10 protein-coding genes are annotated in these 12,946 nt (G+C 50.2%); 8 read left to right on the forward strand and 2 right to left on the reverse strand.

Annotation, left to right across the window (positions count from 1 at the left end; genetic code table 11):
* The first annotated feature begins 11 nt into the window (after positions 1-11).
* From lpxA to rnhB, 3 genes are read left to right on the forward strand one after another with little or no spacing between them, the layout of a single operon-like run.
* Positions 12-782 carry an acyl-ACP--UDP-N-acetylglucosamine O-acyltransferase gene (gene lpxA, locus IPK30_08995; GenBank protein ID MBK8103403.1) on the forward strand — a complete coding sequence of 257 codons (771 nt, stop codon included), beginning with the start codon at positions 12-14 and terminating at the stop codon, positions 780-782.
* A gap of 12 nt (positions 783-794) precedes the next feature.
* Entirely contained in the window at positions 795-1,955 is a 1,161-nt protein-coding gene (lpxB, locus tag IPK30_09000) for a lipid-A-disaccharide synthase (GenBank protein MBK8103404.1), read from the forward strand.
* A 13-nt stretch (positions 1,956-1,968) separates the two neighbouring features.
* A complete protein-coding gene (gene rnhB, locus IPK30_09005; protein MBK8103405.1) occupies positions 1,969-2,577 on the forward strand; it encodes a ribonuclease HII in 609 nt (202 codons plus the stop codon).
* Here the strand turns inward: rnhB and IPK30_09010 are convergent.
* Positions 2,555-3,073 carry a DUF1631 family protein gene (locus tag IPK30_09010; GenBank protein MBK8103406.1) on the reverse strand — a complete coding sequence of 173 codons (519 nt, stop codon included), beginning with the start codon at positions 3,071-3,073 and terminating at the stop codon, positions 2,555-2,557. The two genes, rnhB and IPK30_09010, sit on opposite strands and share 23 nt — an antisense overlap.
* A complete protein-coding gene (locus IPK30_09015; GenBank protein ID MBK8103407.1) occupies positions 3,022-4,923 on the reverse strand; it encodes a DUF1631 family protein in 1,902 nt (633 codons plus the stop codon). Before IPK30_09015 ends, IPK30_09010 begins: the two co-directional genes overlap by 52 nt.
* A 106-nt stretch (positions 4,924-5,029) precedes the next feature.
* Here IPK30_09015 and dnaE point away from each other — a divergent pair, with 106 nt between their 5' ends.
* The 5 genes from dnaE to IPK30_09040 all read left to right on the forward strand — a co-directional run bounded on the left by dnaE (position 5,030) and on the right by IPK30_09040 (position 12,933).
* Complete coding sequence (dnaE, locus tag IPK30_09020; protein MBK8103408.1) at positions 5,030-8,557, forward strand: DNA polymerase III subunit alpha; 3,528 nt, start codon at positions 5,030-5,032, stop codon at positions 8,555-8,557.
* A 58-nt stretch (positions 8,558-8,615) separates the two neighbouring features.
* Positions 8,616-9,566 carry an acetyl-CoA carboxylase carboxyltransferase subunit alpha gene (locus IPK30_09025; protein ID MBK8103409.1) on the forward strand — a complete coding sequence of 317 codons (951 nt, stop codon included), beginning with the start codon at positions 8,616-8,618 and terminating at the stop codon, positions 9,564-9,566.
* A 25-nt stretch (positions 9,567-9,591) separates the two neighbouring features.
* Positions 9,592-10,917, forward strand: a complete 1,326-nt coding sequence (tilS, locus tag IPK30_09030) for a tRNA lysidine(34) synthetase TilS (protein MBK8103410.1) — start codon at positions 9,592-9,594, stop codon at positions 10,915-10,917.
* Between the two features lie 36 nt (positions 10,918-10,953).
* A complete protein-coding gene (locus tag IPK30_09035; GenBank protein ID MBK8103411.1) occupies positions 10,954-11,442 on the forward strand; it encodes a DNA starvation/stationary phase protection protein in 489 nt (162 codons plus the stop codon).
* A 138-nt stretch (positions 11,443-11,580) separates the two neighbouring features.
* Positions 11,581-12,933, forward strand: a complete 1,353-nt coding sequence (locus tag IPK30_09040) for a peptidase (GenBank protein MBK8103412.1) — start codon at positions 11,581-11,583, stop codon at positions 12,931-12,933.
* The last annotated feature ends 13 nt before the right edge of the window (positions 12,934-12,946 follow it).

Consider the following 12,946-nt stretch of genomic DNA (forward strand, 5'->3'; position numbering starts at 1 on the left):
GTATCGAACACATGATTGATCCGCGCGCGATTGTCGATTCCTCTGCCCGGTTGGCGGCAGATGTGAAGGTTGGACCGTGGACGATTATTGGCCCTGATGTGGAAATCGGTGAAGGCACGGAGATCGCTTCGCATTGCGTGCTGAAAGGCCCAACGATTATTGGAAAACATAATCGCATTTATCAGTTTTCAACGGTGGGTGATGATACGCCAGATCTCAAATATCGCGGTGAAGAAACGCGTTTGGTGATTGGCGATCACAATGTGATTCGCGAAGGTGTGACCATTCATCGCGGCACGATTCAAGACCGCGCTGAAACGACGATAGGCAATCACAATTTATTGATGGCATATGTGCATGTTGGACATGATAGTGTGATTGGCGACAACACCATTCTGGTCAACAACACTGCCTTAGCTGGGCATGTACATGTTAACGATTGGGCTGTGCTCGGTGGTTACACATTGGTGCATCAACGCGTACATATTGGCGCACACGCATTTACTGGTATGGGTACAGCCGTAGGAAAAGATATTCCTGCCTTTGTGTTGGCTTACGGTAACCCTGCCGAAGCGCGAGGTATCAATTTGGAAGGTTTAAAACGACGCGGTTTTACTCGCGAGCAACTCACGGTGCTGAATCGCGCTTACAAAACGGTGTATCGCGAAGGTTTAACTTTGGAAGAGGCTCTGTCTGAATTGGAAGTGATGCATTCCGATTGTCCACCACTCGATGTTTTTATCGAATCTTTACGCAGCTCTACGCGTGGCATTGTGCGTTAATCGCGAGTTGCAGTGAGTAAAAAAACTTTCAGAGTGGGCATTGTTGCTGGAGAGGCCTCTGGCGATATTCTTGGCGCGGGCCTAATTCGCGCTTTGCGTGAGCATTATCCCGATTTGCAGGTGGAAGGTATTGGTGGCCCCTTGATGGAGGCGGAAGGCTGCCATAGTTTTTTTCCACAAGATCGTTTGGCGGTAATGGGGTTGATAGAGCCACTAAAGCGCCTGCCAGAGTTATTGAAAATTCGCCGTTATTTACGAGAATATTTTCTTGCAAACCCGCCAGATGTTTTTGTTGGTATTGACTCTCCTGATTTTAATTTGTCTTTGGAAGAGTCATTGCGCACGACAGGGATCAAAACTGTGCATTATGTCAGTCCATCTGTATGGGCGTGGCGGCAGGGTCGCATTAAAAAAATTGCGCGCGCAGCCGATGTGGTGTTGACGCTATTTCCGTTTGAAGAAAAGTTTTATCAAGATCGAGCGGCAAGATACCCCTCGTTGCGCGCCGTATGTGTGGGTCATCCGCTGGCAGATAGTATTCCACTGGTAAGCAATGGCGCCGTTGCTCGTATTGCCTTATCGATTGTGCCGACTGCAACAGTGATTGCGTTGTTGCCTGGCAGTCGTGCTGGAGAAGTTGCGCGTATGGGGCGTTTATTCTTTGAGGTGGCGCGTTGGTGTGTGGCGCAGAAAAAGGATTTGTCTTTTGTTGTGCCTGCAGCCAATGCCGATCGCAAAGCGCAATTGACAGCTATATTGGCGGATTATCCCGATCTCCCTGTGCATTTAATTGATGGGCAGTCGCAGCAGTGTATGGCGGCGAGTGATGCAGTGTTGATGGCCTCTGGTACGACGGCCTTGGAGGCTATGCTGCTCAAAAAGCCGATGGTAGTGGCTTACAAAATGGCGCGGCTCTCCTACGCCATTATTTCGCGTTTGCTGAAGGTGCCGTATGTTTCTTTACCAAATTTGCTGGCCAATAAAAAATTGGTACCAGAATTTTTGCAGAAAGCAGCAACGGTAGAAAACTTGGGCAATGCACTGCTGACTTGGTTAAATAATTCAGAACAAGTCAGTGAATTGCAGCAACAGTTTACGGTGATACATCGTGATATCCAGCGTGATGCCAGTCATTGTGCTGCGCAAGCCATTGTAGATTTGCAAGAAAAGTAACACAGAGGCTCGTATGGAAGTCAGTGCGTACATTTGTCAGTACCAAGGCGCATTGTTGGCGGGTGTAGATGAAGTTGGGCGCGGGCCTTTAGTGGGCGATGTGGTGACGGCAGCGGTTATTCTCGATCCAACTAAGCCGATCAAAGGGTTAGCGGATTCTAAAAAAATTAGTGAAAAAAAACGCGAGGCTTTGTTTGTTGAAATACAAGAAAAAGCTTTGTGTTGGGCTGTTGCGCGCGCGACACCGCAAGAAATTGATAGTTTGAATATTCTGCAGGCAAGTTTGCTGGCTATGCATCGTGCTGTAGCTGCGTTACATGTTCAGCCAGAGTTTGTGTTGGTGGATGGCAATCGTTTGCCAAAGTGGTCATACCCATCGGAGGCTGTGGTGAAGGGTGATAGCCGTGTAGCTGCTATCAGTGCAGCTTCTATCCTCGCCAAAGTACAACGCGACCGTGAAATGGCGTTGTTAGATGTGCAGTACCCAGAGTATGGCTTTGCTGAACATAAAGGGTATCCGACAGCGAAACATTTAGACGCGTTGCGGCGTCATGGTGTTACGCCGCTGCATCGTCGCTCGTACGCGCCCGTGGCGCGTCTTATTTCCGCAGGGACTGAATAACAGATTCCAACGCGCGATCAAAAAATATTGTGTCATCGATAATGCTGAGCTCTCCGCAGCGCAAGAGTTCAGCTACTTCTGACTTTTTGGCAGTGATGATTTTCGCGCCTTCGCGATTCACGAAGATGTAGTTTCCGTTGTGTTTGATAACAGCAGCCAGTTTAACTTTAAGCTTGTCGTGTGTTGCATTGCTGAGGCGAAACCAAGTGTCCGCCCTCAGCATGTCGGCTTGTTTGTCAAAGATATCTTCAAGAGCAAAGTCGTCTTCAATGGCTAAGACTTCTTCAAAGTCGTCATCCTCTTCAAATACAACCTCGTCGATTGTGGCTTCAAGCGGTAAAGACTCGATTGTGAAGCTGATGTCTGTAGAAGTTGTGGTGGCAGAAGCAGAAGAACCAAAGATGTTGTCGGCGAAGTCTTCCGATGAGGCGGGGGTTGCCGGCGTTATTGGCGCTGATTCTGGTGTGGTGCTGTTTCTGTTTCTGTGCGCGCTAATATGCTGCTGACAGAGCTGGTCAGTTCGGCTGCCGCTCGAGCTGCTGCCTGTTCTTGCTCGGCTTTTTTTGTGGCGGCTTCTGCTGCCGCCGCTTGCTCGTCTTTAATCTCTTGTTGCGCAGAATTAAATTCATTGCGCAGATTGGCTAGGGTTGTTTCTTGCTCGGTCAGTGCTAGGCCCATATGGTGCAGGTGCCATAGTGCTGAATCGCATACTTTGTCGAATGATGTACTGAGTGTTTCTGTCTTGAAAATCAGCAGGTCATCAATGACTTTTCGCGCCTGTTGCTGTTCGTCGGATACATAGTCTTCGTCGCGATTGATATAAAAGAATAAAACATGCTGCCAATATTCTTGTAAAAAATTAGCGGTGTTGGGTTTGGCGTTGTGGCGAATAACTTTTTTAAGAATAATTTTTTCTGCTGTTTCGCGCGCAGACTCTGTGCGTGCTTTCATGGACTCCGCTTGGATAATTCTTTCTTCCAAGAGTGCGGAGCGTTGTTTCTCTCGCTCTAAGAAATCTTTCAGTGTGATCAGCTTTTCTTCAAAAAAACCTTCGTGATTTTCTATGGATTCAGCGGATGCGCTGATGTCGTCGACAAAGGACGATATTTTTTTATAGAACGGATCTTTGTTTATATTTTGCTTGGGCGTCCATTGTGTTCCAACTTGCGCAATTTCGTTGATCAGTTCTTGAGCTGGGTTGTCCGGATTAGAAAAAAAGTCTTGATCTTGTACCGCTACTTTAAGAATAGGAATTTGCAGTTCATCGATCAGCGGTTTGATAGGGGCGGCAATTTGCTCCTCACTTTGCAGGCGGTCAAACATCATGGATAGCAGGGAAATGGCGTTTTGTGTTTGGCTGTCTAGTGCCTTGGCTTGCATCTCAGGTAGTAGAGCTACTTTTTCTGCCAGTGTAGGAATGTTGTCTGGTAGTTCGCGATAACCCGTTTCGGTATTGATTTGTGCTGCACTAGAAACATTGCTGATAGCGTCAAAAACATCGGCTTTTGTGGCGATGGTTCCGCCCGCCGTGCCGGTGACAATGTGTTTATTTAATTCAGGGTTGGCGACGGCAGCATTGGCAACCAAGGCGTTAAGTGAACGCATCAATTCGGCACTGCTGACTTCACTGTCTGCGTCTTGTGGTTTGCCTGTAATATCTTCAATCAGGTTTTTGCGCATTTCACGCGCTTTGTCTTGATTCTTTTTCTCGTAACGACGGCTGATGTCGTCCAAATCCAAGCGCGGCAAAATATGTTGCTTGATCAATAATTGATTAAGTTGTTTTAGCCATTGTGGGTAGGCCTCTTTTAAGGCTTTGCCCCAGTTGGTCATGGCGGCATCACGCGCCATTTTAGTGGGCTGCAAGACATCACAGCATTGAAGGAAAACATTGGTGAGGTGTTTGGTGCATAACGGATTATTGCTGCGCTCAATGGTGATACCCGCCATGCGCTCTAGCCGCATGGCAAGACAGTCGGCATCGAACTGATGTTCTACTTGCAGCGCGTTGCAAAGGCGATCAATAAGTAGTTGCACTTCAAGTTGTTCAGAATCAACCAGCGAATACTTGCTAATGCGTTCTTCCATGGCTTCGCGGGTGTTCGGCATTTTTTTTGCCGCTGCTTCGTTTTTATCGTCTGGTTTTTTCGCGGTCTGTGCAAATTGCTCTGTTAAACAGCGCTTGAATTGCTGGATGAACATGCCGCGTTTGTCTGGTGTTGGCTCGCCATCCTCGCGCTTCATGGTAACTAACACAGGACCACCTGCACGGATGGCGGTGGGTAAAACCAATGCGGCTGTTTGTTCAAAGATTTTTTGCAGTTTATGTGGCAGTGCTGAGCTCATGGCGATTCCAATGCGATGTTGCGTGAACTGATCCAAATGTCGGTCGAGTATAATGCCCGACCATCGCCTGATGGTAGACAGGCATTCCTCTTAAATGGATGAAATTGTGACCATTTCGACCTTTATCCACTTGCGTTTACACACGGAATATTCCTTGGTTGATGGCTTGGTCACAACGGATGCGCTGGTTGAACGCTTGTGTGCATTGGGCATGCCCGCAGTGGCAGTTACGGATATATGTAATTTTTTTGGCTTGATTCAATGCTACAAGACACTACAGGCCAAAGGCATCAAGCTGATTGTCGGCAGTGATTTCTGGCTCGGTGATGACGATGATTCTTCTAATCCAGTCATGGTCACTGCATTAGTACAAAATGATGCTGGTTATCGCAATCTTACGCAGTTAATTTCGCGGGCGTATCAACACGGGCAGTCACAGGGGCGTGCGGTTGTTCAGCGGGAATGGTTGCAGGAGCTGAACGAAGGTTTGATCCTGCTTTCGGGTGGGCGGCAAGGTGATGTGGGGCGCGCTTTACAGGCAGGTCATATCGAAGAAGCAAAATCGCGCTTACAGACATGGTTGCGTTACTTTCCTGGTCGTTTTTATCTCGAAGTGCAGCGCGCAAATCGTGCAGGGGATGAAGATTGTTTGCACGCGACCGTGGCTCTGGCGGCAGCAATGCGCTGTCCGTTGGTGGCAACAAACGATGTGCGTTTTATCGAGCGCGAAGATTTCGAAGCGCATGAAGTGCGCGTGTGCATCAATGATGGCAGGACGCTGGATGATCCGCGCCGCGAACGACGCTATAGCGAAGAGCAATACTTAAAATCTGCGCAAGAAATGCAGGAGCTATTTAGTGACTTGCCGCAGGCGCTTGCCAATACCGTAGAGATAGCGAAACGCTGTAATGTGGTCTTGCAATTAGGCAAACCGTTTTTACCTAATTATCCCGTGCCAGCCGGTTTGACCATCGAGCAGTTTTTTGAACAAGTTTCCATGCAGGGTTTGGCGGAGCGTTTGCCCAAATTATTACCGGCCGGGTCAGATCCTGATGGCAGTAAACGCAAGGTGTACGAAGAGCGCCTCGCGTTTGAGTTGTCTGTGATCAATCAAATGAAATTTCCTGGCTACTTTTTGGTGGTGATGGATTTCATTCAGTGGGCAAAAAATAATGGCATTCCCGTGGGGCCAGGACGCGGTTCTGGTGCGGGTTCTCTCGTGGCGTACGCGCTAAAAATTACGGATTTGGATCCGCTGGCTTACGATTTGCTGTTTGAGCGCTTTCTCAATCCAGAGCGGGTGTCGATGCCGGATTTTGATATCGATTTCTGCACAGAAGGGCGCGATCGCGTCATCAGCTATGTGGCAGAAACCTATGGCCGCGATGCGGTATCGCAGATTATTACCTTTGGCACCATGGCAGCGAAAGCGGTGGTGCGTGATGTGGCGCGCGTACAGGGTAAGTCTTACGGCTTAGCGGATAAATTATCCAAAATGATTCCGTTTGAAGTAGGCATGACTTTGGAGGAAGCCTACAAGCGTGAAGAAATTTTGCGCGATTTTTTAAGCAATGATGCAGATGCCAAAGAAATTTGGGAGATGGCGTTGCAGTTGGAAGGCCTGACACGCAATGTCGGTAAACACGCGGGCGGCGTGGTGATTGCACCGACGCGGTTGACCGATTTTTCTCCGTTGTACTGCGATGAATCCGGTGGTGGTTTGGTAACGCAGTTTGATAAAAATGATGTGGAAGAAGCGGGCTTGGTGAAGTTTGACTTCCTCGGTTTGCGCACGCTGACCATCATCGACTGGGCGATGAAAATTATTAATCCAGAGCGGGAGAAAAAAGGCGAGGCTGCGCTCGATATTGCGGACATTCCTCTCGACGATAAACCGACATATGACTTGTTGAAAAAGGCGCAAACCACGGCGGTGTTCCAGTTGGAATCCAGTGGCATGAAAACACTGATCGGCAAATTAAAGCCAGACTGTTTTGAAGATTTGATCGCCTTGGTGGCGTTGTATCGTCCAGGACCTTTGGAATCTGGCATGGTGGATGATTTCGTCAACCGTAAACACGGCAGAGCCAAGGTGGCTTATCCAACCGTTGAATTGCATCACGATGATCTAGAAGCGGTATTGCGCCCCACTTACGGCGTTATCGTTTACCAAGAACAAGTTATGCAAATTGCACAGGTGATGGCGAATTACACGCTGGGTGGTGCGGACATGTTGCGTCGTGCCATGGGCAAGAAAAAGCCAGAAGAAATGGCGAAAGAGCGCGGAAAGTTTATGGAAGGCGCTAGTGCGCGTGGTATCAGTGAAGCACAGTCCGGTGGTTTATTTGATTTGATGGAAAAGTTTGCTGGCTACGGTTTTAACAAATCGCACTCGGCGGCGTATGCGTTAGTGTCGTATCAAACGGCGTGGTTGAAAACGCATTATCCCGCTGAATTTATGGCGGCGACAATTTCGTCGGATATGGATAAAACCGACAAAGTGGTGACATTCATTGAAGAGTGTCGTGCCATGGGGCTGACACTGCTGCCGCCAGATGTGAACAGTGGCGATTTTCATTTCACGGTTGATGAGTCCTCGCGCATTATTTACGGTTTGGGTGCGATAAAAGGTTTGGGTGAGGGTGCAATCGAATCCATCGTTGCCTCGCGTCGTGAACAGGGAAAATTTGTGGATCTGTTCGATTTTTGTGCGCGTGTGGATCAACACAAGCTCAATAAACGCGCTTTGGAAGCGTTGGTGCGCAGCGGTGCGTTAGATAATTTAGTTACTGATAACAACATTGATCGCGCGCGCGCCGTGTTGATGGCGGCACTGCCTGATGCGGTGCAGGCTTCGGGTCAGAAGCACAAAAATCAGAGCGCAGGTATGGCGGATTTGTTTGGCGAGGTGATGTCGACAGCGGCTGAAGCCAGTGGCGATGTGTACGCCGATTACCGTTCCGTATCCGCGTGGTCCATGCGCGACCGTTTGCAGGGTGAGAAAGACACGCTGGGTTTGTACCTCACTGGGCATCCCGTTGAAGAGTATCAAGACGAGCTGCGCGCACTGCTGAAGAACCGCATTGCGGATGTCGAGCCCAATCGCAGCCCCCAGCGCGTGGCAGGTTTGGTGGTGGATGTAAATGTGCGCAAGACCAAGAGTGGTAAGAATATGGCGACTGTGCTGCTGGATGATCGCAGTGGTCGCATCGAGGCCACCGTATTTGCGGAGGAGTACGACCGCGCGCGCGACAAGCTGGAGCTGGGACGCATGCTGGTGGTCGAGGGCGTCGTGAGCCGTGATGACTACCGCAATGCTTTGGCGCTGCGTGCATCGCAAGTGCGTGATTTTATTCAGGTGCGCCAAGAGCAGGCGCGCTATTTGCAGATTCAGCTTGATGCTGAGACACTGGCCTCGCTGCAAACCAGCCGTGAATCCGCTGTGGCGCTTATTGGTAAATGCGTGCAGCCCTTTCGCCAGAATGAGGGCTGTGGCTTACAGTTCGTATACCAAGGGCAGCGTGCGCGCGGTGAGATCGTGGCGGGAGCGGGTTGGCATGTCAGCCCAGCGGATGAGTTGCTGCGCGCTTTGCGCGCTAGGCTCGGGTTTGCGGCGGTGCGTGTGCAGTATTGAGTGTCGTTGATCGTTGATAATTTTAAAGAAAAAATGAAGCCATCCCGTGGAGTAAACAGTGGCGTATAACTACCTTCAATTTGAACAACCCATTGCTGAGTTGGAAGCCAAGATCGAAGAACTGCAACTGGTCGGCAATGATTCTGGCGTGAACATCGCTGATGAATTGGGGAAATTGCGCGAGAAAAGTCGCAAACAGACCGAAAAAATTTATAGCGATCTCAGTGCTTGGCAGGTGGTGCAAGTGGCGCGTCACCCTCAGCGCCCTTACACCTTGGATTACATCCCACATTTATTTACAGAATTTGATGAGTTGCACGGTGATCGTCGCTTTGGCGATGACAAATCCATCATCGGTGGTGTTGCGCGTTTGGCAGGCAAACCGGTGATGGTGATCGGCCAAGAAAAAGGCCGCACGGTGCAAGAAAAAGTGGCGCGCAATTTTGGTATGCCCAAGCCGGAAGGTTATCGCAAAGCATTGCGTTTGATGGAGATGGCGGAGCGGTTTCGCTTGCCCGTGTTGACGCTGATTGATACACCAGGGGCTTATCCTGGCATTGATTCCGAAGAGCGCGGCATTTCCGAAGCGATTGCACAAAATTTAGCGGTGATGTCGCGTTTGCGCACACCGATGATTTGCACCGTGATTGGTGAAGGCAGCTCCGGCGGCGCGTTGGGTATTGGTATTGGCGATCAAATCAATATGCTGCAATACGCCACTTATTTTGTAATTTCTCCGGAAGGTTGCGCCAATATTATTTGGAAGACGGCAGAGAAAGCGCCGTTGGCGGCGGAGGCGATGGGCGTCACTTCGCAAACACTGTTGGAATTGGGCATTGTGGATCATGTCATCCCTGAGCCACTGGGTGGCGCACACCGCAGTGTGGCTGAAATGGCTAGCAGTTTGCGTGAAACATTGGCGCAGCAATTGGATGATTTGTTACAAAAGCCGTTGGATGCCTTGCTGGAACAGCGCTACCAACGATTGATGAGTTTTGGTAATCCTTGAATCGATTACAAAAGGACGAATCGTGATGAGTGATGGACTGCGCGAACTGTTACAGGAAAAACTGGAAGGTTTTCACGATGCAGAGCGCTTCATCGTGGCATACAGCGGTGGTGCAGATTCTCATGCTTTATTGCATGCCGTTGTTTCATTGGGGTTGCCGCAAGAGATTTTGGCGCTGCATGTGAACCACGGTTTGAGTCCGAATGCCGATGCTTGGCAGGCTCATTGCGCCTCTGTGGCACATGATTTGGGTGTCGGATTTTTTGCCGAGCGCATAGCTGTTGTACGCAATGGCACTGGTTTGGAAAATGCAGCGCGTCAAGCGCGTTACGATATTTTTTCAAATCGGGTGGGTTATGGTGATGTGTTGTTGATGGCGCATCACGCTGACGATCAAGTCGAAACTTTCTTTCTGCGGTTATTGCGCGGCTCTGGTGTACGCGGCTTGGGTGGAATGCCGGAATGGCGTCGATTGGGCGGCGGTTGTTTGTATCGTCCATGGTTGGCACGCCCGCAAATGGAACTGCGCGCCTACGCCATACAGCATCAATTGCAGTGGGTGGAAGACGAGTCCAATAGCGATCTCGGCTTTGATAGAAATTTTTTACGCGAACAGGTGTTGCCGGTATTGCGCACGCGGTGGCCGCAAGCGGATCAGTCGATTGCACGCAGTATGGATTGGTGTGGTGAGGCAGACGCTGTTAATGACGAGTTAGCCGAGATTGATTATTTCGCCTGTTATCCACACGCAGAACGGTTTGGTTTTTCTCTGGCGTATTCCTATTTGTTAGGTTTATCGCGCGCGCGGCGACGCAATGTGCTGCGTTTGTGGTTTATGCGCTGCGGTGCGCCGATTCCCGGTCATAAAATTTTGGATGTGATTCAAGCGCAGGCGATGGATTCACGCATGGATTCCTCACCTCAAATTGAGTGGGAGGGATGGCAGTGTCGGCGTTTTCAAGGGCGGCTTTATGCGATGCCACAATTGCCTCCATTAGATTGCGAGAGAGTTTGGCAGTGCAGTGTGGATGACTTGCTGAGCAATGCCAGTTTTGGGCAATTGTCGTTTTCTTCCGTGTGTGGACAGGGCATGCGCCTCGACAATGCGCGACCGCTGACCGTGAGTTTTGCGCGCGAGGGCGTGCGTTGCCGTCCGCACGGTCGCGAGCATTCGCAGACTTTAAAAAAACTGTTTCAAGAATGCGCGATTCCACCATGGCTGCGTGAACGAACGCCATTGATCTATCAAGACCAGCAATTATTAGCGGTAGGGGATTGGTGGATTTGTGCCGATGCAACCGTCAACGAAAACGAACAGGGTTATCTCCCGCAGTGGGAATTAACTGTTTAGTGCTTTGTTTGCTTTTTAATGGAGAGGTGCAGTGCTATGAGCAAAAAAAATACGGTAATTGATATTGGCATCAGCGAAAAAGATCGCGCCGCTATTGCGGATGGTTTGAGTCATTTATTGGCGGATACCTACACGCTGTATCTCACCACGCATAACTTTCATTGGAATGTAACGGGTGTGATGTTTAACACCCTGCATGTGATGTTTATGGGGCAGTACACCGAACTGTGGAACGCGGTAGACCCCATTGCGGAGCGCATCCGTTCATTGGGGCATATCGCACCCGGCGGTTATGCGGCGTTTAGCAAATTGGCATCGCTGCCGGATACGCCAGCACAGCCTCCTAAAGCCTTGGAAATGGTAAAAATTTTGGCGCAGGGGCATGAGGCGGTGGCGCGCACGGCGCGTCAATTGTTTCCCTGTGTCGACAAAGCCAGCGATGAACCGACGGCAGATTTGCTCACCCAGCGCATCGCGATTCATGAACAAACGGCGTGGATGCTGCGCTCCTTGCTGGAAGAGTAGGAACAGTAGCGCTCCAAGATGTTGGCTGTTTTTTGATTTGGGGCAAGAAAGTTTAGTCGACAGGGTTTGGTGCACTGCACAGGGTCAATAAAAATCATTATCATTCGCGGGTTGTTACATTCCCCGTTGGAGATTTTTATGCGTCGACCATTCCCGTTTTATTCATTGATTCTGAGTGCAGGCACTTTGTCGCTGGCGCTCATTCTGTCCGGTTGTGGTAAAGACGATACCGCCAAGCCTGCCGCAGTTGAGCAAGCTGTGCCTGCTGCTGAAACACCGCAGCCAGCAGAGGCTGCGCCGGTGCAAGCCGATGCCGCTGCGCGTGCGGTGGTCGAGCATTACAGCGATATAGCTTTGGCTGTGTTCAGTGATTCCCTGACAGCCGCCCAAGCCTTGCAGACGACTGTTGATAAGCTGATTGCTGAACCGACTGATGCGAATCTACAAGCTGCGCGCGCGGCTTGGCTGGCCGCGCGTCCTTTCTACATGCAAAGCGAAGTGTTTCGTTTCGGCAACGCGGTTGTAGATGACTGGGAAGGCCAGTTGAACGCGTGGCCTTTGGATGAGGGGCTGATTGACTATGTGGCTCCCAGCTATCAATCGGCGCTGGGCAATCCGGGGGCTGCCGCCAATGTTATTGCCAACACTTCACTAAAAGTGGGCGAGAAAACTTTGGATCTTTCCACCATCACGCCTGAGGTGTTGGCTAGCTTGAATGAGCTGGGTGGCAGTGAAGCCAATGTCGCTACGGGATACCACGCCATTGAATTTTTGTTGTGGGGGCAAGATCTGAATGGCACGGGTGCTGGTGCGGGCAATCGTCCTGCCACGGACTACGCCAAGGGTGATGCCTGTACGGGTGGACATTGCGATCGCCGTGCGGAATTTCTGAAAGCAGCAACCGAGTTGTTGGTGAAAGATTTACAGGACATGGTGGCGCAATGGCAGCCGAATGCAGACAACTATCGTGCGGAACTGGCGAAAGAAAGCACTGAGCAGGGCTTGCGAAAAATGCTGTTTGGTATGGGCAGTCTCTCTTTGGGTGAGTTAGCAGGTGAACGCATGAAAGTGGCGCTGGAAGCGAATTCGACAGAAGACGAGCACGATTGCTTCAGTGACAACACGCACAACTCGCATTTCTATAACGCAAAAGGCATTCGCAATATTTATCTCGGTGAGTTTCACCGTTTGGATGGCAGTGTGCTGAAAGGTGCGAGCTTGTCATCGCTGGTACAAAAGCACGATGCCGCTGTTGATGCTGCTCTGCAAGAGAAATTGGCCAACACTGAAAAAGCGATGCAAGCGCTAGTAGACAGCGCAAATGCAGGCAAGCATTTTGATCAACTGATTGCTGCAGATAACGCTGAAGGCAATGCACTGGTGAAAGCGGGAATTGATGCGCTGGTGGCACAGACGGCGGATATCGAAGCAGCTGCCAAAGCGCTGGGGATTCAAGATTTGAATCCAGATACAGCGGATCACAAATTCTGATGGTTTTCTGAGC

Source organism: Cellvibrionales bacterium (assembly GCA_016713115.1).
Taxonomy (GTDB): Bacteria; Pseudomonadota; Gammaproteobacteria; order Pseudomonadales; family UBA7239; genus UBA7239.

Bases quoted from the DNA above. Each gene is read 5' to 3' on its own strand.
- lpxA (MBK8103403.1), top strand. From the start codon at position 12: ATGATTGATCCGCGCGCGATTGTCGATTCCTCTGCCCGGTTGGCGGCA.
- rnhB (MBK8103405.1), top strand. From the start codon at position 1,969: ATGGAAGTCAGTGCGTACATTTGTCAGTACCAAGGCGCATTGTTGGCG.
- IPK30_09015 (MBK8103407.1), bottom strand. From the start codon at position 4,923: ATGAGCTCAGCACTGCCACATAAACTGCAAAAAATCTTTGAACAAACA.
- tilS (MBK8103410.1), top strand. From the start codon at position 9,592: ATGAGTGATGGACTGCGCGAACTGTTACAGGAAAAACTGGAAGGTTTT.
- IPK30_09035 (MBK8103411.1), top strand. From the start codon at position 10,954: ATGAGCAAAAAAAATACGGTAATTGATATTGGCATCAGCGAAAAAGAT.
- IPK30_09040 (MBK8103412.1), top strand. From the start codon at position 11,581: ATGCGTCGACCATTCCCGTTTTATTCATTGATTCTGAGTGCAGGCACT.